The sequence below is a fragment of the Acidovorax facilis genome (genome assembly GCF_023913775.1).
Taxonomy (GTDB): Bacteria; Pseudomonadota; Gammaproteobacteria; order Burkholderiales; family Burkholderiaceae_C; genus Acidovorax; species Acidovorax facilis.
Window position 1 is genome coordinate 48,658 of sequence record NZ_JAMXAX010000014.1, and the last position, 23,357, is coordinate 72,014.

A 23,357-nucleotide genomic window follows, 5' to 3' on the forward strand; every position below is an offset into this window, starting at 1 on the left:
GCCGGCTTATTCCCGCCATCGGCAGAGCTTGAGGCGCGAAGGGCCTGGGAACCGCGGTGGGGAAACCGGGGATGGGAAATAAAGTGTGAAGCGCGCCGATAAGCCGGATTCTGTGCACCACGGTTGCCCGCAGTGTGACCGCCATTAATCTGGGCCGGGTGTCGCCACCACGGCTCGGTGCTACCTACCCGCCAACTCTGCGGAACCACATCAACGTTGGCCTACTTGGTATTGCTGCGCGTAGAGATTGCCCGTTTCACCCCCGGTGGTTTGCCTTGCGGCACTCCCCCGGGACTCGTCTCTGTTGCTCTGATCCTCACCTCACGGTGGGCAGCCGTTAGCTGCTACGCTGTCCTGTGCAGTCCGGACGTTCCTCCAGTGCCTGGTTTCCCAGATTGCACCAGCGGCGGTCTGGCGCGCTTCACGCTGTCGATTATCGCATCGCCCCGGGCCACAGCGCACTGCGCACTGCGCTGCGCCATCCGCCAGCTGCACCTGTCTCAAAAATCCACTTAGTGCGCCTCGGTAGGCGGGTGGCCACTTGTCGACTTGCCTGAGTCGCTTTCCGGCTTTGCATGCATAAACGGTAAGCAGCCATTGAAAACGGGGCCTAGATCGTGACAGGCCGCGCAATGACTACTTACAGGATGAAACCAGAAACACTGTCTCACTGGTAATCACACATATGGCGCCACGGGTTCTCAATGGGCACACTGGCCCCGCACCGTTTACCACAGCAACATCAGGAGGAATGCCGATGAACGTGACTGCAACGACCCATGCGGGAGGAGTTCCGGGTGGCCACGGGGTCAATGAAGATTTGATCATCAAGGACGGCTTTATCGTCGACCCACGCGTAGTCGATAAGCGCGTTGCGGCACTGGAACACGGCGCCATGACCAGGGTCGATGCCATCGTGCTGCACCAAACCGACAGCAGCACCATGAATCTAGAACACGCCAAGACCGACGGGATCGGCGCGCACTTCTACATCGAAAAAGACGGCACCATTTACCAAACTGCGCGACTGGACCAGAGCGTCTACAGCGTCGGAAAAATCCGCTCCCGATGCGATGACAGCCGAACCTGCAGCAAAGAAGAGAAAACGGCGATCGACACGCTCATGAACTCGTCTGCAAGCTACGGCGCCAAAGTCAAAGCGCTCAACACCCGGGAGCAGGCCAAGGCCTACCCCGATCGATATCCCACCAACGGTGACTCCGTGGCCATTGAAGTGGTAGCCAAGTTCGACCCGAAGACAAAACTGTTCGAACGTCCCACGGCAGAGCAGACGGAATCGCTGAAATGGCTGACGCAGGCATTGGGTAGCCACTACGGGCTGGACTTGCAAACGGACGTTTACCGTCACTCCGACATCTCTTACAAACAGGCCGATGAGGCCAAGAGCCTGGTGTTCCAATGAGGGTGGCGCTGATCACCCTCTTGTCTTGTTGGGTCTGCGCGTCCGCAGTGGCACAGCCATCCAACCTTCATTGGGTACAGAGTTTCGCCGTCAAAGAAGGCACACGTAACCGCTGCGAAGCACCGCGCTTCAGTGAAGCCGAATTAAGGGCGTACTTTCTGCACGAAGCCAAGCGCGTCCCGGAAGAAGGGTTCGCGCAACGTGACTGGTCTGGCTGCTACGCGGAAGGGTTCGCAGTAAACGCTCGGGGCGAACGCCAACTTCACTGGCAGCTCGACCTGCTGGGAACAGGAATCATCACCTGGACGGATGGCCAGACTCACCATTTCGCGCGCGAGCAGTGAGACGCTTCCCGCATCACCGCCCTGCTGCGCGGCTGGGCGCTGCCCCGCCAGCCATCGTAGGGCGGCCGCCGAGGCTTGCGCGGCAAACACCGCGCGGGACCACGCGCTGTGTCTAATGGCGTCGTCCCAACCATGACGGGAACGACGCCGAAGTCAACCGCTCCCAGTCCAGCCCAAACCGCGCTAGGTACTTGCGCAGCCGATCCGCATCATTGACCACCGTGCGCTGCGTGCGCGAGACTTGGAACAGCAGGCGCCCTGCGTCGGAAAGGGTGCGAGCTTGGCTGCACACCTGCAGCACGGCCGCCAGTTGCAGCCGATCGAACAGGTCCATGGCTTCCACCGTTTCTTCGCCCAGCAGGGCCGCAAGATCGTCGCGGCCCAACGCGCCGGGCGTAGACGCCAAACCGTTGCGCGCATCGCTGGCGGGCTGCCACAGCCAGCGCAGGCGGGCCATTTCGGCCTCGACCAGGGGCAGGCCAATGCGGCCGCTGTCGGCCAGCGTGGCCAGGCGCGTGACACTGGCGGAGAGGTCGCGGAAGTTGCCGGTCCACAGCGCCTCGGGCGACTGGGCATAGCGCAGGTAAGCCACGCGCGCCTCGTTGGAAAAGCGCACGCTGCGTCCCAGCTCGGCACCTGCGCGGGCCAGCTGGTGGTCCACGTTGGGCTCAATGTCTTCAGGCCGCTGCGCCAGGCCCGGCAGCACATAGCTCCAGAGGTTGATGCGCGCATACAGGTCTTCGCGAAAGCGCCCGGCCGCCACCTCGGTGCGCAGGTCGCGGTTGGTGCCGGCGATCAGCTCGAAGTCGCTGGCCACCTCGCGGTCGCTGCCCATGGGGTAGAAGCGTTTTTCTTCCACGGCCTTGAGCAGCATGGCCTGCTCGTCCAGGCCCAGTTCGCCGATCTCGTCGAGGAACAACACACCCTTGTGTGCCGTGCGCAGCAGGCCTGCGCGGTCGGCTGCCGCGCCAGTGAAGGCGCCCTTCTTGTGGCCGAACAGTGTGGATGCTGCACCGTCGCCATGCAGCGTGGCGCAGTTCACTTCCACGAACTCGCCTTCGACCTGGTGGCGTGACTTTTTCAGCTCAAACATGCGTCGCGCCAAATGCGACTTGCCCGCGCCCGTCGGCCCGGTGAACAGGATGGGCGCACGCGAGCGCACCGCCACGCGCTCCACCTCGTCGATCAGCGCGTTGAAGCGTGCATTGCGCGTGGCAATGCCGCTTTTGAGGAACTGCACCGCGTCCTGCTGCTCGGCGCCAAAACGCTGGGCGATCACGTCGTAGCGCGACAGGTCCAGGTCAATCAGCGCATAGCTGCCCGGGTTGCCCATTTTCTGGCGCTTGGGCGGTGAGGTTTGCACCAGCACGCCCGGAATGCGGCGCGACTCCACCAGCAAAAACAGGCAGATCTGCGCCACGTGGGTGCCCGTGGTGATGTGCGTCCAGTACTCCTCGCGCTCGGTGTCAAAGCGGTAGCCCCGCGCCCAATCAAAGAGCTTGGCATACACCTCGCCAAAGTCCCAGGGGTCGGCAATGGGCAGGGGTACCAGGTTCACCGTGGTCTCGGGGGACGCGATCACCATGTCCACGCGCACCTGTTGCGCCAAGTCCTGGTGGGGCGGCGTGTAGAGAAGCTCCAGCCGCTCGATCACCACGTCCTCATGCTGCACCAGCGATACGGTGGGGCGCCACTTCTCCCAACGCCCCGCGCCCCGGCCGGAATCGAGCTGGGTGCCCAGGAAACCTATCACGACTTTGTTTTTGCGCATTCTATTTATCTATTTAGCTAGCTTTAATTCTAGTTATCTCAAATTCGTCTAAGAAGTAAAAAATCTGACGGATGAATTTCTCCATACAAATCAAAGACTTGAAGAAATTCAACCGACAAAACTCAGGTTGGCACACATCTGGCAATAGATAAGACATCCAGCGCAAGCGGTGACCGCTCACAGGCCGGGGTTAGGACCACCGTTCGCCCCGCCGGTGCAGGGAATCCGGGCTCTCAAGGCCTTGTCGATTCCCCGCATGCCGCACGCCGCAAACGCTGGGTAGAGGCAAGGTCGTGGTGACGCCTCGCAAGAGGACGTGCCGGGTTCGACTCCCGGCTTGCCAACAACTGGTAGCTCAGTCTGGTAGAGCCCCGCCGAAAGGCGGTTGTCGCAGGTTCGATTCCTGCCCACGGCCGCAAGGCCAACACTTGGAAGTAACGGTCGAAAGACCACCCGCCGAACGCGGGGAGTTGTCCCAGGGTTGCGCTTCCTTTGGACGCAACCGCAAGGCAAGACCCCGTCAGCCGGTGGCGGTTTGTGCCAGCACCCGGCACAGCCCGCGCCCGCAGCCAGCCACGCTGCCGCCGTGCTTGCAGGGCAGCAACCACGGCGCACTGCAGGGCCCTGGCTGTGCCCCCTGGCACCCCGCCATTGCTGTAACGGCACCCTGATTGCAATGACAACGATGTAACGAAAACGAGGAGAAGAAAAATGATGAAGCTGATCCAACGAGTGACCGTGAAGAAAAACGAACGCGCCCTGCTGCTGCGCAACGGCAGCTTTGACCGCGTGCTCCAAAGCGGTACCTACTGGCTGTTTGCGGGCATGGACCAGCTGCGCGTAGAGACCTTCGCCCTCGAACAACCCGCCTTCACCCACGGCCTGGCCGACTACCTGATGGCGCAGGAGCCTGCCGTGGTGGCTGCCGAATTCGTGCAGGTGAACCTGTCGGAGCAGCAAGTGGGCCTGCGCAGCGAAAACGGCGTGCTGGTCGAGGTGCTGCCCCCTGGCACCCGCCGCCTTTATTGGAAAGGCCTGGTGGAGGTGAGTGTGCAGGTGATCGACCTGGAGGCGGGCCCCGAACTGCCCGCCGCCCTGGTGGCGCGCCTCACGCACACACAACTGCGCCAGCGCAGCGTGACCGGATTGACCGGCGTGCTGCAGGTGCAGGTGCCTGAGGGCCAGTGCGCATTGCTCACCATCGACGGCAAAGTGGACCGGCTGCTGCCTGCAGGCGCCTACGCGTTCTGGAAGTACGGCCGCACCATCGCCGTGGAGCTGGTGGACCTGCGCCTGCAAGCCGTGGAGGTATCGGGCCAGGACATCATGACCCGCGACAAGGTGAGCCTGCGGTTGAATCTGTCGGCCACCTTCCGCTACACCGATGTGCTGCGCGCCTTTGCCCAGTTGCAAAAGCCTGCCGAACACCTGTACCGCGAGTTGCAGTTTGCGCTGCGCGCCGCCGTGGGCACCCGCACGCTCGATGAGCTGCTGGAGAACAAGACGGTGATCGACGACGTGGTGACCGCGCACATGGCTACCAAGCTCATGCCTTTTGGCATGGTGATGGAAAGCGTGGGCGTGAAGGACATCGTGCTGCCTGGCGAGATGAAGACCATCCTGACCCAGGTAGTGCAGGCGGAAAAACAGGCCCAGGCCAACGTGATCCGCCGCCGCGAAGAAACCGCCGCTACGCGCTCGCTGCTCAACACGGCGAAGGTGATGGAGGACAACCCTGTTGCCCTGCGCATGAAGGAGCTGGAGACGCTGGAACGGGTGGCTGAACGCATCGACAAGATATCGGTGTTTGGTGGACTGGACCAGGTGCTCAATGGCCTGGTGAAGATGCGTTGAGCAGCCATAGACAAAGAGAAGATCGTGATGAAAGCAAAGAAACTGACTGCGCGTGAAAGGCGCCTGAGCCGGGAAACCATCTCAGTGAGTTGCGAGTCCGTAGGGCTGGACTCGGCGGTGTACCACGCAGCATTGCGCTACCTTTTCGACCGCCCCGTGCCAGAAAAAGGCGGGCAAGAGTGGTACTGGGATATCGACGAGCCCGAGTTCGAAGCCACGCCACGGCAATGGACGCACATCCAGACCGTGCTGTTCGCCAACGCAGGAAACGATCTGGCGCCGTACAGCGACGATCAGGTCGGAATGGGTCTGAACCATGTGATGAGCAACAACGCGGGCGACATCCCGCACATGGTGAACGACCCGACCGTGCCGCTGGACGACGCGATGCGCATGGTGCGGGCCTTGCCCACCCTGTGGCGCGACTGCCTCGGCCCGCGCCTGAGCACTGCCGAGCAGAGCACGATCGGGAGCAGAAGCGACCGCCTCTACTTCGTGAGCTACATGTGGTTTGACGTATGGCCCACGTTCTGGAACGCCAAGCACATCCCCGAGTGGCGCGATGCGATATGGCAGGTGTTCTGCGAGATGCTGGCTATGCCCTGGCGCGAAGCGCAGATATCGGCTTTGCACGGGATCGGCCATGAGGGCAACCGCCTGAACCGGCACCAGGAATTGCAGGCACACATGGATGCTTTCATCCGCCAGGTGAAGAACGACGACGAACTGAAAAACTATGCCCAAGCCGCAGCGCGTGGAATGGTTCAATGAACAACAAAGACGAAAGAACAATATGAACAACAACTACGAACAATACGAAGTCCCCAATGGCGTCCCCGTGAAGATGTGGACCAACGGCGTTCCCGTGGAAGAAGAAGCCCGTAACCAGCTGCGCAACATTGCGCGCCTGCCCATCGTGTTCAAGCACGTGGCGGTGATGCCCGACGTGCACCTGGGGATCGGCGCGACCATCGGCTCGGTGGTGCCCACCCTCAAGGCCATCATCCCCGCTGCGGTGGGGGTGGACCTGGGGTGCGGAATGATGGCGTGCAAGACCACGCTGACGGCCAGCGACCTGCCCGACAACCTGTCCGGCGTGCGCGCCGCCATCGAACGCGCGGTGCCGGTGGGGATGACGCCCAAACGCATGGGCCGCGATAAAGGCAGCTGGGACACCCCGCCCGCCGAGACCGACCGCGCCTGGGCCGGTCTGGTGGATGAGTTCGAGGAAATTTGCGAGGCGCACCCGCGCATCAAGAACACCAACAACTACAAGCACCTGGGGACGCTGGGAACGGGTAACCACTTCATCGAGATCTGCCTGGACGAACACCAGTCCGTGTGGGTGATGCTGCACTCCGGCTCGCGTGGGGTGGGTAACGCCATCGGAACCCACTTCATCGAGCTGGCCAAGAAGGACGCCGAGATGAACCAGCGCAACCTGCCGGACAAGGACCTGGCCTACTTCGAGGAAGGCGCGCAGTATTTCGGTGACTATGTGAAGGCCGTGGGGTGGGCGCAGAAATTTGCTGCCGCCAACCGCGAGGTGATGATGGGCCGCGTGATTGCCGCGCTGCGCACCGTGATCACCAAGCCTTTCGAAACGCATGTGGAAGCAGTGAACTGCCACCACAACTACGTGCAGCGCGAGACGCACTTCGGGCAAGAGGTGTTTGTGACCCGCAAGGGCGCAGTGAGTGCCGAACAAGGCAAGCTGGGGATCATCCCGGGGAGCATGGGGGCCAAGAGCTTCATCGTGCGCGGAAAAGGCAACCCCGAGAGCTTCAACAGCTGCAGCCACGGGGCGGGCCGCACCATGAGCCGCACCAAGGCGAAGAAGATGTTCACCATCGAAGACCAGATCAAGGCGACCGAGGGCGTGGAATGCCGTAAGGATGCCGACGTGATCGATGAGATTCCGATGGCGTACAAGGACATCGATGCGGTTATGGCGGCGCAGCAGGACCTGGTGGAGGTGGTGTACACGCTCAAGCAAGTTGTTTGCGTGAAGGGGTGATATATGACTGAACAGGAAATTCAGACAAGATATTCCGTGCACTTTTGCGAGTTAGACGCGCAGATAGTCCGGCTAGAAGCGGTTCTTCGCGAACACTCATTCCTCTCGGGGAAGATGCAGCACGTTGTCGTGCACGCCCTTGTGTTGCGATTGATAGAGCTTGCGCGCAGCTGCGGGATCTTGTCCAAGACCGGGATGGCTGCAGCAAGTGCATCCCTGAACCGCCAATGTTTGGAGATAGGTTTCAAGCTAAAGGCCATCTGTAGTGGCAACGCTACTGCTGAGGACTTCATGACTCAAGAAATCATCTCTCGTGCGAAATCACGTCGGTGGGTGCTGCAGAACGCTGCAGCGCTTGAAGCACTAGGACCAGAATTGTCCAAGAGCCTCGCCAAAGAGGCCGACGAAGCGGTCCGCTTGGAAGAAACAAAAGGCCTCAAGGAGATCAAGCCGTACGAATGGGCTGCACGCGCTGAAGAAATAGAGGTGTACCTGTTTGCATACTCAACACTCTCAGATTTCATTCACTGCGGGCCAGCGTCTTTAGGCCATATCTTCGATGTCAAACAGGATGGTCAGGTGTTTATGCAAACGGGACCTTCTGACTATCTTATTGAACATGTGATTGAAGGCGCCTGCCATTGCCTCGCCTCGTCAAGCAACGCTATCCAAGCCATGTTCGCCAAAAACGCGGACGCACAGATCCCCCCATGCACAGCGCCTTGACGAATACCAGCCTGCATCCCCTCACCCTCGACGGCTCCACCGGCGAAGGCGGCGGCCAGATCCTGCGCACCGGCCTGGCCCTTGCCATGGTCACTGGCCGGCCGCTGCACATCACCCGCATCCGCGCCGGGCGCCCCAAACCCGGCCTGATGCGTCAGCACCTGGCCTGCGTGCAGGCGGCGGTGGCTGTGTGTGGCGGACAGGCCGAGGGAGCCGAGCTGGGGTCGCAAACCCTGTTGTTTACACCCGGTGCCGTGCGCGCCGGCGACTACCGCTTTCAGATCGCCACGGCGGGCAGTTGCCTGCTGGTGCTGCAGACCGTGCTGCCGGCGTTGATGCTGGCCGATGGCGAAAGCCGCGTGCAGCTCTCGGGCGGCACGCACAACCCGATGGCGCCGCCGTTTGACTTTCTGGAGCGGGCGTTTGCACCGCTGGTGCGGCGGCTGGGCGTGGGCCTGGATCTGCAACTGCAGCGGCGCGGCTTCTACCCCGCCGGGGGTGGCGAGCTGCTGGCGCACATCACGCCCGCAGCGCTGCCGTTGACGCCCGTGGATGTGCTGGAGCGCGGCCCGCTGCAAGACGCGTGGGGCGAGGCACTGGTGCCGGGTCTGGCGCGCAACATTGCCACGCGGGAGCTGGACGCGCTGGGCCAGCGCATGGGCTGGACCTTTGAATCCGGCCGACTGCGCCAGCCCCCTACGCGCCAGAACGAAGGCCCGGGCAACGCGTTGATCGCCACGCTGGAGTACGAGCACATCACCGAGGTGTTCTGCCAGCTGGGCGAGCGCGGCCTGTCGGCCGAGCAGGTTGCCAAGCGGCTGGTGGATGAGGTGCGCGACTACCAGCGCAGCGCGGGTGCCCTGGGCCCGCACCTGGCCGACCAGTGGATGCTGCCGCTGGCCCTGGCGGTGTGGCGCAGCGGGCGGGCCGCGCGCTATACCTGTACCGAGGTGACGCAGCACACTGCGACCAACGCACAGACGATTGCGCGGGGGCTGCCGGTGCGGGTGCAGATCACGCCAGTGGACAAAGCCATGCTGGTGGAGATCAGCCCGCTGCTGCAAGCCGGTCTGTATCGGCTTTGAGAGATACCTTGGGTATATCCATATCACCCAGGCAGTAGAACAACTGGTTCAGAATGCGCGGGGTAACGCAGTGCCAGCCCGTGAAACCCATTCACCCGGAGCCTGTCGTAGGGCCCGGCCTCACGCCCCGGCTTCGACAGGCTCAGTCCGAACGGTTTTTTATGAACAACGGGCGTTGCACAAACCCCTTCTTCGCCACTCACAGGAGACGCCATGAAAGTTGACAACATTCTGCAAACCATCGGCAACACGCCCCACGTGCGCATCAACCGCCTGTTTGGCCCGGCGGCCAACGTGTGGGTGAAGTCCGAGCGCAGCAACCCTGGCGGCTCCATCAAGGACCGCATCGCACTGTCGATGGTGGAAGACGCTGAAAAGTCCGGCGCCCTGCAGCCCGGCGGCACCATCATCGAGCCCACCAGCGGCAACACCGGCATCGGCCTGGCACTGGTCGCGGCCGTCAAGGGCTACAAGCTGATTCTGGTGATGCCCGACAGCATGAGCATCGAGCGCCGCCGCCTGATGCTGGCCTATGGCGCGCAGTTTGACCTGACCCCGCGCGAAAAGGGCATGAAGGGCGCGATTGCCCGCGCACAAGAACTGCAGGCGCAGACACCCGGCGCGTGGGTTCCCCAGCAGTTCGAGAACCCCGCCAACATCGATGTGCATGTGCGCACCACGGCGCAGGAGATCCTGGCGGACTTCCCCGATGGCATCGACGTGCTGATCACCGGCGTGGGCACGGGCGGCCACATCACCGGCGTGGCACGGGTGCTCAAGGCAAAGTTTCCGAATCTCAAGGTGTTTGCGGTGGAGCCCACGGCCTCGCCCGTAATCTCGGGGGGCGCACCGTCGCCCCACCCCATCCAGGGCATTGGCGCGGGGTTCATCCCCAAGAACCTCGACACCAGCCTGCTCGACGGTGTGATCCAGGTCGATGCCGAACCGGCCCGTGAATACGCACGCCGCTCTGCGCGCGAAGAGGGCATTCTGGTGGGCATCTCGTCGGGCGCCACGCTGGCCGCCATTGCACAAAAGCTGCCCGAGCTGCCTGCGGGCGCCAAGGTGCTGGGCTTCAACTACGACACGGGCGAGCGCTACCTGTCGGTCGAAGGGTTCCTGCCGGCGTAAGCGCCGCTGCCGCCAGAGCAGCACTTTGCAGAACGAAATGGGGCTATCAGGCCCCATTTTTTTCGTCCCCAGCAGCACAAAACCACGGCCAGCCGTCCTACAGCGGCAAGGCAGTGCAGCCCAAACAATCGAGTCATCCCTCGGCCTGCCCCTAGTGGCCATTGCGCACACCGCGGCGGCTTCGCGGGGGACCCACTCCAAAGATTGTTTGACTGCCCATGGCTACCACCGCCGCTACCGATCCCCAGCCCATCGCGTTCAAGGTGCTCACCGTGAACGTGCACAAGGGCTTTACCACCTTCAACCGGCGTTTCATGCTGCATGAGCTGCGGGATGCCGTGCGGGATGTGGCAGCCGATCTGGTGTTTCTGCAGGAGGTGCTGGGCACGCACAACCGCCATGCCAGCCGATTCGCCAACTTTCCGCAGGTGCCGCACTACGAGTTTCTGGCGGACACCATCTGGTCGCAATACGCCTACGGGCGCAACGCGGTGTATGACAACGGCGACCACGGCAATGCGCTGTTGTCCAAGTTTCCGATCACGCACTACGAGAACCACGATATCTCCATCAGCGGGCCCGAGCGGCGCGGCATGCTGCATTGCGTGTTGCAGCCACCGGGCCACCACGTGCCGGTGCATGCGGTCTGTGTGCACCTGGGCCTGCAGGAATCCCATCGACAGCGGCAGTTGCTGCGTGTGTGCGATCTGCTGCGCAGCTTCCCAGCCAACGAGCCCGTGGTGCTGGCGGGGGATTTCAACGACTGGCGCAACCGTGCGCACGACATCCTGCACCGCGAAGCGGGCCTGCAAGAGGTGTTTGTGCAGGCCTTTGGCCGTGCGGTGCGCACGTTTCCAGCCTCTATGCCGCTGCTGGCGCTGGATCGCATCTACGTGCGCAACGCCGCTGTGCATGCGCCGCTGTCACTGCCCAAAAAACCCTGGGACAAGCTCTCGGACCATGCGCCTTTGGCGGCGGAGATCCTGCTATGAAACGCCCTGCTTTCCGCCTGCCCCGCTCATCCCGCTGGGTTCCGGGCAATCACTTCGAGTTGCTGGAAAACGGCGAGGAGTTCTTCCCGCGTGTGTTCAACGCCATTGCCCAGGCCCGGCGCGAGGTGATGCTGGAAACCTTCATCCTGTTCGAGGACAAGATCGGGCAGGAACTGCATGCAGCCCTGCTGGCCGCAGCGCAGCGCGGGGTAGAGGTGCATGTGCTGGTGGACGGGTTTGGCTCGCCCGATCTGTCGGACCAGTTTGTGGGCAGCCTGGTGGATGTAGGTGTGCGCTTTCGCGTTTTTGACCCGGGCCGTCGCTTCCTCGGGCAGCGGCTGAACGTGCTGCGCCGCATGCACCGCAAGATCGTGGTGGTGGACGGCCAGCTGGGTTTCATCGGCGGCATCAACTATTCAGCCGACCACATGGCCGACTTCGGCCCCGAGGCCAAGCAGGACTATGCCGTGCAGGTGCGCGGCCCGGTCGTGGCGCAGATGCACCGCTTCACGCGCGAAGCGGTGCTGGACCGCAGCGCGCACCAACGCCCCCACGCCACAGACATTACCGGCCGCCCCCACGCAGGCACAGCCAACGCCATGTTTGTGACGCGCGACAACCAGCAGCACACCAACGACATCGAGCGCCAGTACCGCGTGGCCCTGCGTGCCGCGCGCAGCCGGGTGGTGATTGCCAACGCCTACTTCTTCCCGGGCTACCGGTTCATCCGCGAGATGCGGCGTGCCGCCAAGCGGGGCGTCGATGTGCGGCTGATCCTGCAAGGCCAGCCCGACATGCCCATCGTGAAGACGGCAGCCAGCCTGCTGTACGACCACCTGCAACGCGCGGGCGTGCGGGTGTACGAATACTGCGACCGCCCGCTGCACGGCAAGGTGGCGCTGGTGGATGAGGACTGGTCCACCGTGGGCTCCAGCAACCTCGACCCGTTGAGCCTGTCGCTGAACCTGGAGGCCAACGTGATCATCCAGGACCGCGACTTCAACGCCCACCTGCACCGCCGCCTGTCGCACCTGATGGACACCAGTTGCAAGCAGATCGAAGCTGCAGCGCCCAGCCATTGGAATGGACTGCGTCTGCTGCGCAGCTATGCGGTGTACCACCTGATGCGCTGGTTCCCGGCGTGGGCGGGCTGGCTGCCCCACCATGAGCCCACGATCACGCTGGCCAGCCCGGGCACGTCGTCGGCCGAGCCCGCCAGCAGCGCGGCCACCTGACGGCGCCCCGGAGCCCCCGCCATGGCCACCCCCACATTGCTCGCAAACACCCAGACGGGCACCGCCGACGCCATGGCATCACCTGCCCCCAGCAGCAGCACCAGTAGCAGCAGCCCACGCGGTTGGCGCCACTGGCCGGAGCAGGCCTGGTGGCCGTGGGTCACCCGGGGGTTCGCCGCCGCTTTTTTTGCGGTGGTGGCTGGGCTGATCTTTCGGCAGGGGCGCACCGTGGACTGGCCCGCCGTGCTGCAGGCGCTGCGCGACCTGCCCACCACCGCACTGGCCGTGGGCGGTGCGCTGGCGCTGCTGAGCCACTTCACCTACGGCAGCTTTGACTGGGTGGGCCGCCACTGCAGCGGCCACCGCTTGACGCGCACCACCACGCTGGCCATCGCCATGACGAGCTACCCGTTCACGCTCAACCTGGGCTCGCTGATTGGCGGTGTGGGCGTGCGCTACCGGCTGTACGCACGGCGTGGCGTGGACCCCGGCACCATCGGTCAGGTGGTGGGCACCAGCATCGTGACGAACTGGGTGGGCTACCTGTTGCTGGCGGGCGTGCTGGCGTGGACATGGCAGCCGCCTGCGTTGGCCGGGTGGGCTGTAGAGTCCTGGCAGTGGCGTCTTGGCGGCACCGTGCTGGGTTGTCTCCCGTTGGCCTATGTGGCTGTGTGCGCATTGCGCAGCGGGCGGGCGCTAACGTTGCGAGGACACGAATTTCCGCTGCCGCACTGGCCCGTGGCGCTGTGGCAAGTGACCGTGTCGGCCGCCAACTGGATGCTGATGGGCGCCGCGCTGTGGACGGTGCTGCAACACCAGGTGAGCTACCCCGCCGCGCTGGCCACCGTGTTGCTGGGGGCGGTGGCCGGGCTGGTGCTGCGCGTGCCTGCGGGCCTGGGTGTGCTGGAGGCCGTGGGCGTGGCGCTGCTGGCCTCCCAGGCGCTGGGGCAGGAAGAAGTGCTGGCGGCCCTGCTGGCCTACCGCGCGCTGTATTACTTTGGGCCACTGGTGCTCGCGGCCGTGGCGTTGGGCGTGGCAGAGCTGCGCTGGCGCCGGCAGGCCAACCTGGGCGCTGAAAGCTCCGCAGAGCAGAAAATATGATTCAAATATGCCCCTAGCGCTTATCCATAAAGCGCTAGCAGCTATTAATTTGATAGTATTTTGGCAACCTGCTCCACGCAACGTTCCTCCCCGGGATTCCCTCCGCAGCGCACACCCCGTATCATCGCGGCCCCACGCCATTGCAACCCGCCCGATCGACACGGGCCCGCAAGAACATGATCCGACTCTCCGAAATCCGGCTGCCCTTCACCGTGGCCGAAGCCCCCGAGGCGCCCCTGCGCGCCGCTGCCACCCAAATCCTGGGCCTGGCGGACACCGACATCGCCCACCTGCACGTCTTCAAGCGCAGCTTTGATGCGCGCAAGGCCGACCTGCTGGCGGTCTACATCGTGGACATCACCCTCGCGCAGCCCGCGCGCGAAGCCGCCCTCCTGGCCCAGTTTGCGGGCAACCCGCACATCCAGCCCACGCCCGACATGGCCTGGCACCCTGTGGGCCAGGCCCCGGCAGACCTGCCCCTGCGCCCCGTGGTGGTGGGCTTTGGCCCCTGCGGCATCTTTGCGGCCCTGGTGCTGGCGCAGATGGGCTTCAAGCCCATCGTGCTGGAGCGCGGCAAGACCGTGCGCGAGCGCACCAAAGACACCTGGGGCCTGTGGCGCAAGCGCGAGCTGCATGCCGAAAGCAACGTGCAATTTGGCGAAGGCGGCGCCGGCACTTTCAGCGACGGCAAGCTCTACAGCCAGATCAAGGACCCGCGCCACCTGGGCCGCAAAGTGATGAACGAGTTCGTCAAAGCCGGTGCGCCCGAAGAGATTTTGTACGTCGCCCACCCGCACATCGGCACCTTCAAGCTGGTGAAGGTGGTGGAGAACCTGCGCGAGCAGATCATTGCGCTGGGTGGCGAGATCCGCTTTGAGCAGCGCGTGACGGACGTGATCATCGAAGGCACCGGTGAAGCCCGCCACCTGCGCGGCCTGAAGGTGCTGAACCAGGCCACAGGCGAGACCACCGAGCTGCGTGCCGACCACGTGGTGATGGCGCTGGGCCACAGCTCGCGCGACACCTTTGCCATGCTGTACCAGCGCGGCGTGGCCATGGAGGCCAAGCCGTTTTCCATCGGCTTTCGCATCGAGCACCCACAGGGCGTGATCGACCGCGCCCGCTGGGGTCGCCACGCGGGCCACCCGCTGCTGGGCGCTGCCGACTACAAGCTGGTGCACCACGCCGCCAACGGGCGCGCGGTGTACAGCTTCTGCATGTGCCCCGGTGGCACCGTGGTGGCCGCTACCAGCGAGCCCAACCGCGTGGTGACCAACGGCATGAGCCAGTATTCGCGCAACGAGCGCAATGCCAACGCGGGCATGGTGGTGGGCATCGACCCACGCGACTACCCGCAGGAGGCGCAGGCGTTTGAAACCCACCTGGGCCAGACCTATGGCGTGGAAGCCCTGCCCGCCGGGCAGTTCCACCCGCTGTCGGGCAGCGTGCTGCAGCGCCAGCTCGAATCCAATGCCTTTGTGCTGGGCGGGCGTGACTACAGTGCGCCAGGCCAGCTGGTGGGCGAGTTCATTAGTGGCAAGCCTTCGACCCAGCTGGGCAGCGTGGAGCCCTCGTACAAGCCCGGCGTGGCCCTGGGCGACCTGCACGCCGCCTTGCCCGGCTACGCCATCGAGGCGCTGCGCGAGGCGCTGCCCGTGTTCGGCCGCAAGATCAAGGGCTTTGACATGCACGACGCGGTGCTGACGGGCGTGGAGACGCGCACCTCATCGCCCCTGAAGATCGGGCGTGGCGAGAATCTGCAAAGCCTGAACACGCCGGGCCTGTACCCGGCGGGCGAAGGCGCCAGCTACGCGGGCGGCATTCTGTCGGCGGGCGTGGATGGCATCAAGGTGGGTGAGGCGGTGGCGCGCAGCCTGCTGGGCATTGCCGCGTGATGCGGTCCTCCAAACGGCCGCCATTCGCAGCGGCCACGCTGGCCATGGCCGCCGTGGTGCTGGCGTCCAACATCCTCGTGCAGTTCCCCATCAACAACTGGCTCACCTGGGGCGCCATCACCTACCCGGTGGCCTTTTTGGTGAGCGAGCTGGTCAACCGCGCCCACGGCCCGCAGCAGGCGCGGCGGGTGGCGTGGGTGGGGTTTGCGGTGGCCGTTGCGGCCTCGGTGGTGCTGGCGCCGGTGCGCATTGCCATCGCGTCGGGCTCGGCGTTTTTGCTCTCGCAGTGGCTGGACATCAGCGTGTTTGACCGTCTGCGCCATGGCACCTGGTGGCGCGCGCCGCTGGTAGCCACGCTGCTCGCAGCGGTGCTGGACACCGCCGTGTTCTGGAGCATTGCGTTTGGGGGCACCAGCGACCCGTGGATCACCTGGGCACTGGGTGACCTCGCGGTGAAGCTGGGGCTGGGCGTGGCGCTGCTGCTGCCGTTTCGCCTGCTCATCGGCAGCCGACTGGCTTCGCCCCGCCGCACGGCCTGAGCCGCGCGGCGCCCCTCTGCTTTTCGCTTCTTACTTGCGCTGCAGGAAGTCCACGGCCAGTGCGGCCAGGCTGCGTGCGCCGGTCGGCAGCTGGTCCTCGTCGATATCGAACAGCGCGGAGTGGTTGGGTGGCGCCTTGGCAAATTCCTTGCCCTTGGGCGGTGCGCCCAGGAAGTAGAAGAAGCCGGGCACGACCTTCTGGAACTCCGAGAAGTCCTCCGAGCCCGCCACCTTGGGGATCACCATGGTCTTGCCGCCCATGGCCAGGTTCAGCGCGGGCAGCGAGGCCTGCGTGAGCTGCGCAGGGTTGGTGGTCACGGGGTAGGCCACGGGGCCAAAACGCACGCTGGCCTTGGCGCCGCTGGCAGCGGCGATGGACTCGGCCGTGGTGGTGATGCGCTTGAGGGCTTCCTGGCGCATGTCTTCGTCAAACGTGCGCAGCGTGCCCATCATCTCCACCTTGTCGGGGATGATGTTGTAGCGGGTGCCGCCCTGGATTTGGCCGATGGTGACCACGGCCGGTTCCTGGCTGATGTTGAGCTGGCGGCTCACCACGGTCTGCAGGCCCATCACCACCTGGCTGGCGGCCACGATGGGGTCGATGGTGGCCCAGGGTGAGGAGCCATGACCGCCGCGCCCTTCCACATGAATGGTGATGTTGTCCGACCCGGCCATCAGCGGGCCGCTGCGGTAGCCCACCACGCCGCCCGGCAGGTTGGAGGTGATGTGCAGGCCGTAGATGGCCTGCACGTCCTTGAGCGCACCTGCTTCGATCATGGCCTTGGCGCCGAAGCTGGGCACCTTGCCGTTGGCATCGGCCTCCACGGGCGCGCCCTCTTCTGCGGGCTGGAAGATGAACTTCACCGTGCCTGGCAGCTGGGCCTTCATGCCGACCAGCACTTCGGCCGCGCCCATCAGCATGGCGGTGTGGGCGTCGTGGCCACAGGCGTGCATCACGGGCACTTCCTTGCCCAGGTAGTTGGCCTTGGCCTTGCTGGCAAAGGGCAGGCCAGTGTTCTCCAGCACGGGCAGTGCGTCCATGTCGGCGCGCAGGGCCACCACCTTGCCGGGCAGGCCGCCCTTGAGCGTGCCCACCACGCCGGTGCCGCCCACGCCGGTCTGCACCTCCATGCCCAGCTTCTTCAGGTGCTCGGCCACGAGCTTGGCGGTGCGCACTTCCTGGCCCGAGAGTTCGGGGTGGGCATGGATGTCGCGGCGCCAGCTGACCATCTTGGGCGCCACGGCGTTCACGGCGGCGTCGATGGTCTGCAAGCCCGCGGCATCCAGCGCCTGGGCCTGGGCCGAAGAGACGAAAGTCAGCCCGCTGGCGACGAGGCCGGCGGCAAGTGCGATGGCAGAGAGGGGTTTGTGCATGGGCAGATCCGTAGGGAGTGAACAGCCACGAGGGCCTGGGTGGGGAAGCGAAAAGCACGTTCATGCTAAAAGCGCACGCTGCCTTCACGACAAGCGAAAATCGCCATACACAGAGCCAATATCGCCATGCCACCGTCACCTTCGTCCTTGCCTTCGGCGCCGCCCAAGCCCCCGGTGTTCCGCGTGGACATCCCGCTGCTGCCCGAATCGGCCGCAGGCAGTGCCCTGCAGCTCATCGACCTGCTGCGCGGCGCCAACCTGCTGGCCAGCCAGCGGATGGGTGCACAAGCACCCCGCCTGGCATGGCGCCTACTGGACGCCGAGGGCCTGCCCCTGGCACCCTTGCCGAGCCCCCTGGCAGCCTACACGGCGCCAGATGACAAGGATGCGGCGCTGGCCCCCACCCGGGCGCTGTTCATCCCTTCGTTCCACGCGCCAGACATCCCGGCCATCCGTGCCGTGGCAGCCCGCCACCAGGCGCTGTCACGCCAGCTGGGCATTGCGCTGGACGCAGGGCAAAAGCTGCTCACCATGGGCAATGGCGCCTGGCTGGCGGCGCAAAGCGGGCGGCTGAATGGGCGCCAGGCCTGCCTGCCCTGGTTCTACATCGCGGGGTTTGAACGGGACTTCCCGAGCATCGGCCACAGCCTGGGCCAGGACCTGTCGGACGACGGCCCCTGGATGAGCTGCGCGCTGCCCAGCAACGTGAACCTGCTGGCCATCGCCCTGGTGCACCAGGCGCTGGGGCCGGAGCTGGCCGCCGCCTGCGAGACCGTGATGACCCCCGACCACCAGCGCGCCCGCGCGGCGCTGCAGGCCAACGCACAGCAGCACATCCCCGCCACCCGCGACAGCACACTCGCCCGCGCCATTGCCTGGATGGAGGCGCACCTGGACCAGCCTTACTCGCTGGACCGGCTGGCCGAGGCCGCATCGGTGAGCACGCGCACCCTGCTGCGGCATTTCCAGCAGGAGCTGTCGCAGTCGCCGCTGGACCACCTGCACGGCCTGCGCTGCGCGCGTGCCCGGGTGATGCTGGAGGTGACGCTGGAAAGCGTGCCCAGCATTGCCGTGGCCTGCGGCTACGCCGACCCGGCTGCGTTCCGGCGCATCTTTGTGCGCTACACCGGCATGGCCCCGTCCGAGTACCGCAAGCGCCATGCGCTGCGTGCGCCGCGCCGTCGCTGGCGGGTGGAGGTGAAGTAGAGCGGTACGCCCCTGCTCTCCGCCCAGCCCAGCCCAGCTCAGCGCAGCGCGTTGCCTGCGGGCAGCCGGAAGGCCTCCACCAGCTCGGCCAGTTGCTGCGCCTGCACGCGCAGGCCCTGGGCTGCGGCGGAGGATTCCTCCACCAGCGCAGCGTTCTGCTGCGTCATCTGGTCGAGCTGTGAGACCGCCTCGCCCACCTGGCTCAGGCCCGTGGTCTGCTCACGCGCCGCCGTGCTGATCTCACCAATGATGGTGGCCACCTGCTGCACCGAGTTCACGATCTCGCCCATGGTGCCGCCCGCTGCATGGACCAGCTTGGTGCCTTCGTCCACCTGCCGCACGCTGTCGCTGATGAGGCCCCCAATCTCCTTGGCCGCCGTTGCCGAGCGCTGGGCCAGGCTGCGCACCTCGCTGGCCACCACCGCAAAGCCCCGCCCCTGCTCACCGGCACGGGCCGCTTCCACGGCCGCGTTCAGCGCCAGGATATTGGTCTGGAACGCAATGCCATCGATTACGCTGGTGATGTCGGCAATGCGGCGCGACGACAGCGCGATGCCATCCATGGTGCCCACCACGCGGTCCACGGCCTCGCGCCCGCGCTGGGCAACGCTGCTGGCACCGGTAGCCAGCGTGCTGGCCTGCGCTGCGGCGTCGGCGCTGTGGCGCACGGTGGCCAGGAGTTCTTCCATGCTGGCGGCGATTTCTTCCAGATTGGAAGCTGTGTGCTCGGTGCGGGCCGACAGGTCGCTGTTGCCCGCCGCGATCTCGCTGCTGGCACCGGCCACCGAGGTGCTGGCCTGGCGCATGCCCACCACCAGTTCCGCCAGCCGCGCCTGCATACCCCCCAGGCGCGCCAGCAGGGCCTGCAGTTCATCGCGGCTGCCCGCCTGCGGCGCGGGCACGGGAGAGGTGAGGTCGCCCTCGGCAATGCGGTCGGTCACCTCGGACGCATGGGCCAGCGGCTGCAGGATGGACCGCGACAGCAGCCAGGCGCAGGCCAGGCTCAGCAGAAGCCCCACCAGCGAGCCTGCGGCCAGCAGCGTGATGCCCTGGCTCTCGCTGCGGGCGGCGGCCTCGCGGGCCTCGGCCACACGCTGGCGCTGGTACTCGGCCAGCTTGTTCACCGAAGCGGCATAGGCATCGGCCGCAGGGCGCAGCTGGTTGGCAATGGCGTCGGGCGGCAGGGCCTCGCCCGCCTTGCGGCGCTTGACAAGGTCGTCCCGCACCGTGCGAAAACCGTTGCCTGCCTTGTCGATGGCATCGAACAAGGCCTGGGATTCCGGATCCGCCGCCAGCTCGTCCAGGCGCTTGCGCACTTCGGACGAACGGGCCGACGTGGTTTTGCGGTCCGCGTCGATGCGCGCCGCGTAGGCGGGGTTGTCGATCTCCAGCAGCGTTTCTGCACGTGCGGAACTCAGCACCACGATGGCGTGCAGCTCACGCGCCAGCAGTGCGCGCTCGGACGATGCGCCGCCCAGGTCGTCGGCAATGTCCTGCAGCCCCGCCAGCCGCCAGATACCGACGGCGGCCGAGAGCGACATGACCAGACAGACAATGCCAAAGGCCAGGGCCAGACGGACCGCAACACGTGCGTGGGAGATGGACATAAGGTGTTCTCGTGGGAATAAGGATCGGCACCCCGCTGCTGCCCGCACGGCATGCGGGATTGGGTTTCCACTGGTTATCGACAAAAGGTTACAAACCCTTGAGCCGCCCCACAAGGCCGACAACCCACCCAGAAACAAAAAGGCCGCCGCAGGGGCAACCCCTGCAGCGGCCTTCAAGGGCCAGGTTGAACCGGATCAGCCTTGCTGCTGCGCGTTCTGCAGCGCAGCAATGCGCTCTTCGATGGGCGGGTGGGTGCTGAACAGCTTGCCAATGCCACCGGCAATGCCCATGGCGGCCATGCTCTTGGGCAGCTCGGCCGGGTGCATGCCACCCAGGCGGGCCAGGGCATTGATCATGGGCTGGCGGCGGCCCATCAGTTGCGCCGCGCCTGCATCGGCACGGAACTCGCGCTGGCGGCTGAACCAGGCGACGATCATCGCGGCCACAAAGCCCAGCAGGATGTCGAGCACGATGGTGGTCACGTAGTAGCCGATGCCGGGGCCCGAGCTGCTCTCGTCGTTCTTGCGCAGAAAGCTGTCGACCGCATAGCCGATCACCCGCGACAGGAACACCACAAAGGTGTTCATCACGCCCTGGATCAGCGTCATGGTGACCATGTCACCGTTGGCGATGTGGGCCACCTCGTGGCCGATCACGGCCTCGACCTCTTCACGCGTCATGCCTTGCAGCAGGCCCGTGGACACCGCCACCAGGGCCGAGTTCTTGAACGCGCCCGTGGCAAACGCATTGGGGTCGCCTTCGAAGATGCCGACTTCAGGCATGCCGATCTTGGCTTCGGTGGCGAACTTGCGCACGGTCTCGACGATCCAGCGCTCGTCGGGCGAGCCGGAGCCGTCGATCACGCGCACGCCCGAGGTCCACTTGGCCATGGGCTTGCTGATGAGCAGCGAGATGATGGCGCCGCCAAAGCCCATGACGAGCGCAAAGCCCAGCAGCGCGCCCAGGTTGAGCCCGTTGGCCGTGAGGTAGCGGTTGACGCCCAGCAGGCTGGCCACCACCCCCAGCACGACAACGACGGCCAGGTTGGTCATCACAAACAAAAGGATCCGCTTCATGGAATGGTTTCTCCGTGGGGTAAACAACAACAAGTGTTTGCTGGCTCAGATGGGGGCCGGGTGCTGCGCTTCAAGCACCGAACCCGCTGCTGGGGCCACTGCACGCCCCTGGCAGCCCCATGGCCGCGATTTCATCGCGCTATGGTAGGTGCAAACCCGCGCACAGGCCTTATCACACAAGCGTTGACGGGAATTAGCCCCCTGACACAGCCCGGGGCTGGCGGAACACCTGCGTGTCGGCATAAAAGTCCGGCGTCTCGTTAGGGGGCCACCAGCCGGGTACGCCCAGCACGGGCAGCGGGGTGAAGGGCTTGGCAGACCACGGCTGCGGCTGAATTTCCTGCGCCAGCCAAGCATCCAAAATTGCTATTGATTCAATAGCTACTGGCGCCTGATACACATGCGCCACCATGGGTTTTCGAGGGAGAACCAGCTTTTCAAGCAGCGCATGCCCGAACACCACCAGCCGGGCGTGCCCCCACAGCGGGCGCAGGTCGATGAACAGGCGCTGCCAGTCTCGCACCCTGAGCGCGGCCCACAGCGCGGGCGGCGCTTGCAGTACGGCGCCGTTCTCGTCAAACACCGTGAGCGCATCGCGCAACGGCCCGCGCACAGCCTGCACACCATCGGCGGCGATGGCCCGGGCCTGCAGCTCGTTCAGGCGCCGCTTGGTGTGCGGAAACTGTTGCCAGACCAGGCCGTTGAAGAAGTCGTGCAGGTTGTCGCGCGTGGGCACCCGGCGGGTGCCCCAGATGTACTGCTCGTAGGCCGTGCCTTCGGGCAGCTCGGACTGGGGCACAAAACCCACCGGCAACGCTGGCGGCGCTGCGGCCTGCAACGCCCGGTGCACTGCAGTATCGTGCTGCAGCTGCTGCGCCACGGGCTGGCCCTGATTGCGCCACGGCGCCAGCCAGGGGGCGCTCCAGTCGATGGCGTCGAAGGCTTCGCTTACACCAGCCGCCACGGCAGGGCTTCACCAGCGCGCAGGGGCTTGAGTTCGGCTTCGCCAAACGCAAAGCTATCGGGCGGTGTCCACGACTCGCGGCGCAGGGTGATGGTGCCGGTGTTGCGCGGCAGGCTGTAGAAGTCGGGGCCGTGGAAGCTGGCGAAACCTTCGAGCTTGTCGAGCGCACCGGCGTTGTCGAACGCCTCGGTATACATCTCGATGGCCGCGTGGGCGGTGTAGCAGCCCGCGCAGCCGGTGGCATGTTCCTTGAGGTGCGCAGGGTGCGGAGCGCTGTCGGTGCCCAGGAAGAACTTGTTGCTGCCGCTGGTGGCGGCCTGCACCAGGGCCACGCGGTGGGTTTCGCGCTTGAGCACGGGCAGGCAGTAATAGTGCGGGCGCACGCCACCGATGAAGATGGCGTTGCGGTTGTACAGCAGGTGGTGCGCGGTGATGGTGGCGGCGGTGAAGCGATCGGCACTTGCCACGTAGTCCGCCGCGTCCTTGGTGGTGATGTGCTCGAAGACGATCTTCAGCTCGGGGAAGTCGCGGCGCAGCGGGATGAGCTGCTGCTCGATGAACACGGCTTCGCGGTCGAACAGGTCGATGTCGCTGCTGGTCACCTCGCCGTGCACCAGCAGCAGCATGCCGGCTCTCTGCATGGCTTCAAGCGTCTTGTAGGTCTTGCGCAGGTCGGTCACGCCCGCGTCGCTGTTGGTGGTGGCACCGGCGGGGTAGAGCTTGCAGGCGACCACGCCTGCGGCCTTGGCACGCACGATTTCTTCGGGTGGCAGGTTGTCGGTGAGGTAGAGCGTCATCAGCGGCTCAAAGCTCATGCCTGCGGGCACGGCGGCCAGGATGCGCTGCTTGTAGGCCATGGCCTGCTCGGCCGTGGTGACCGGCGGGCGCAGATTGGGCATGATGATCGCGCGACCGAACTGGGCGGCGGTGTGGGGCACGACGGTGTGCAGGGGCTCGCCGTCGCGCACGTGCAGGTGCCAGTCGTCGGGGCGGGTGATGGTGAGGGTGGTGGGCGC

At 65.2% G+C, this 23,357-nt stretch carries 20 protein-coding genes and 1 other RNA gene; 14 read left to right on the top strand and 7 right to left on the bottom strand.

The features are described from left to right. Positions 1-83: 83 nt before the first annotated feature. An RNA gene (gene rnpB / locus NFX52_RS07100) (RNase P RNA component class A) lies at positions 84-423 on the bottom strand. A gap of 334 nt (positions 424-757) precedes the next feature. Here rnpB and NFX52_RS07105 point away from each other — a divergent pair. Both NFX52_RS07105 and NFX52_RS07110 read left to right on the top strand, forming a co-directional pair. Further along, positions 758-1,423, top strand: coding sequence for a peptidoglycan recognition protein family protein (locus NFX52_RS07105; RefSeq protein ID WP_158603839.1), 666 nt, complete (start codon positions 758-760; stop codon positions 1,421-1,423). 2 nt (positions 1,424-1,425) lie between these two features. Next, positions 1,426-1,767 carry a hypothetical protein gene (locus NFX52_RS07110; protein ID WP_156358775.1) on the top strand — a complete coding sequence of 114 codons (342 nt, stop codon included), beginning with the start codon at positions 1,426-1,428 and terminating at the stop codon, positions 1,765-1,767. Positions 1,768-1,879: 112 nt separating this feature from the next. Here NFX52_RS07110 and rtcR read toward each other — a convergent pair whose 3' ends face one another. Beyond that, entirely contained in the window at positions 1,880-3,538 is a 1,659-nt protein-coding gene (gene rtcR, locus NFX52_RS07115; protein ID WP_055399628.1) for an RNA repair transcriptional activator RtcR, read from the bottom strand. A gap of 714 nt (positions 3,539-4,252) precedes the next feature. Here rtcR and NFX52_RS07120 point away from each other — a divergent pair. The 11 genes from NFX52_RS07120 (at position 4,253) to NFX52_RS07170 (ending at position 16,113) form a co-directional block, all read left to right on the top strand. Beyond that, positions 4,253-5,392, top strand: a complete 1,140-nt coding sequence (locus NFX52_RS07120; protein ID WP_055399648.1) for a slipin family protein — start codon at positions 4,253-4,255, stop codon at positions 5,390-5,392. A 27-nt stretch (positions 5,393-5,419) separates the two neighbouring features. After that, positions 5,420-6,163 carry a hypothetical protein gene (locus NFX52_RS07125; protein WP_055399630.1) on the top strand — a complete coding sequence of 248 codons (744 nt, stop codon included), beginning with the start codon at positions 5,420-5,422 and terminating at the stop codon, positions 6,161-6,163. A 22-nt stretch (positions 6,164-6,185) separates the two neighbouring features. After that, positions 6,186-7,409 carry an RtcB family protein gene (locus NFX52_RS07130; protein ID WP_055399632.1) on the top strand — a complete coding sequence of 408 codons (1,224 nt, stop codon included), beginning with the start codon at positions 6,186-6,188 and terminating at the stop codon, positions 7,407-7,409. A 3-nt stretch (positions 7,410-7,412) separates the two neighbouring features. After that, entirely contained in the window at positions 7,413-8,135 is a 723-nt protein-coding gene (locus tag NFX52_RS07135; protein ID WP_055399634.1) for a DUF5677 domain-containing protein, read from the top strand. After that, complete coding sequence (rtcA, locus tag NFX52_RS07140) at positions 8,120-9,220, top strand: RNA 3'-terminal phosphate cyclase (protein ID WP_055399636.1); 1,101 nt, start codon at positions 8,120-8,122, stop codon at positions 9,218-9,220. Before NFX52_RS07135 ends, rtcA begins: the two co-directional genes overlap by 16 nt. Positions 9,221-9,433: 213 nt before the next feature. Continuing rightward, on the top strand, positions 9,434-10,351 hold the full coding sequence (gene cysK, locus NFX52_RS07145; RefSeq protein WP_055399638.1) for a cysteine synthase A: 918 nt from the start codon (positions 9,434-9,436) through the stop codon (positions 10,349-10,351). A 218-nt stretch (positions 10,352-10,569) separates the two neighbouring features. Then, positions 10,570-11,343, top strand: a complete 774-nt coding sequence (locus tag NFX52_RS07150) for an endonuclease/exonuclease/phosphatase family protein (RefSeq protein WP_055400795.1) — start codon at positions 10,570-10,572, stop codon at positions 11,341-11,343. Further along, positions 11,340-12,578: a cardiolipin synthase ClsB gene (gene clsB, locus NFX52_RS07155; protein WP_055400797.1), complete on the top strand. Its 1,239-nt coding sequence runs from the start codon at positions 11,340-11,342 to the stop codon at positions 12,576-12,578. Before NFX52_RS07150 ends, clsB begins: the two co-directional genes overlap by 4 nt. Positions 12,579-12,599: 21 nt before the next feature. After that, on the top strand, positions 12,600-13,679 hold the full coding sequence (locus NFX52_RS07160; RefSeq protein ID WP_055400799.1) for a lysylphosphatidylglycerol synthase transmembrane domain-containing protein: 1,080 nt from the start codon (positions 12,600-12,602) through the stop codon (positions 13,677-13,679). 176 nt (positions 13,680-13,855) lie between these two features. After that, positions 13,856-15,574: an NAD(P)/FAD-dependent oxidoreductase gene (locus NFX52_RS07165; protein WP_055400801.1), complete on the top strand. Its 1,719-nt coding sequence runs from the start codon at positions 13,856-13,858 to the stop codon at positions 15,572-15,574. Further along, entirely contained in the window at positions 15,574-16,113 is a 540-nt protein-coding gene (locus NFX52_RS07170; RefSeq protein WP_207402151.1) for a VUT family protein, read from the top strand. Before NFX52_RS07165 ends, NFX52_RS07170 begins: the two co-directional genes overlap by 1 nt. 30 nt (positions 16,114-16,143) lie before the next feature. Here the strand turns inward: NFX52_RS07170 and NFX52_RS07175 are convergent, their stop codons facing one another. Further along, positions 16,144-17,487 carry an amidohydrolase gene (locus tag NFX52_RS07175; RefSeq protein ID WP_055400805.1) on the bottom strand — a complete coding sequence of 448 codons (1,344 nt, stop codon included), beginning with the start codon at positions 17,485-17,487 and terminating at the stop codon, positions 16,144-16,146. Positions 17,488-17,613: 126 nt separating this feature from the next. Here NFX52_RS07175 and NFX52_RS07180 point away from each other — a divergent pair, with 126 nt between their 5' ends. Further along, positions 17,614-18,693 (top strand): GlxA family transcriptional regulator, encoded by a 1,080-nt coding sequence (locus tag NFX52_RS07180; RefSeq protein WP_055400807.1) that lies wholly within the window; start codon positions 17,614-17,616, stop codon positions 18,691-18,693. 38 nt (positions 18,694-18,731) lie between these two features. Here NFX52_RS07180 and NFX52_RS07185 read toward each other — a convergent pair whose 3' ends face one another. From NFX52_RS07185 to pyrC, 4 genes are all read right to left on the bottom strand, one after another. Further along, on the bottom strand, positions 18,732-20,300 hold the full coding sequence (locus tag NFX52_RS07185) for a methyl-accepting chemotaxis protein (RefSeq protein ID WP_055400809.1): 1,569 nt from the start codon (positions 20,298-20,300) through the stop codon (positions 18,732-18,734). Positions 20,301-20,495: 195 nt separating this feature from the next. Further along, positions 20,496-21,377, bottom strand: coding sequence for a protease HtpX (htpX, locus tag NFX52_RS07190; RefSeq protein WP_010462430.1), 882 nt, complete (start codon positions 21,375-21,377; stop codon positions 20,496-20,498). A gap of 193 nt (positions 21,378-21,570) precedes the next feature. Continuing rightward, complete coding sequence (locus NFX52_RS07195) at positions 21,571-22,341, bottom strand: DUF3025 domain-containing protein (RefSeq protein ID WP_252635591.1); 771 nt, start codon at positions 22,339-22,341, stop codon at positions 21,571-21,573. After that, positions 22,326-23,357: dihydroorotase (gene pyrC, locus NFX52_RS07200; RefSeq protein ID WP_252635592.1), on the bottom strand; the 1,032-nt coding region annotated here is incomplete at its 5' end. The genes pyrC and NFX52_RS07195, both read right to left, overlap by 16 nt.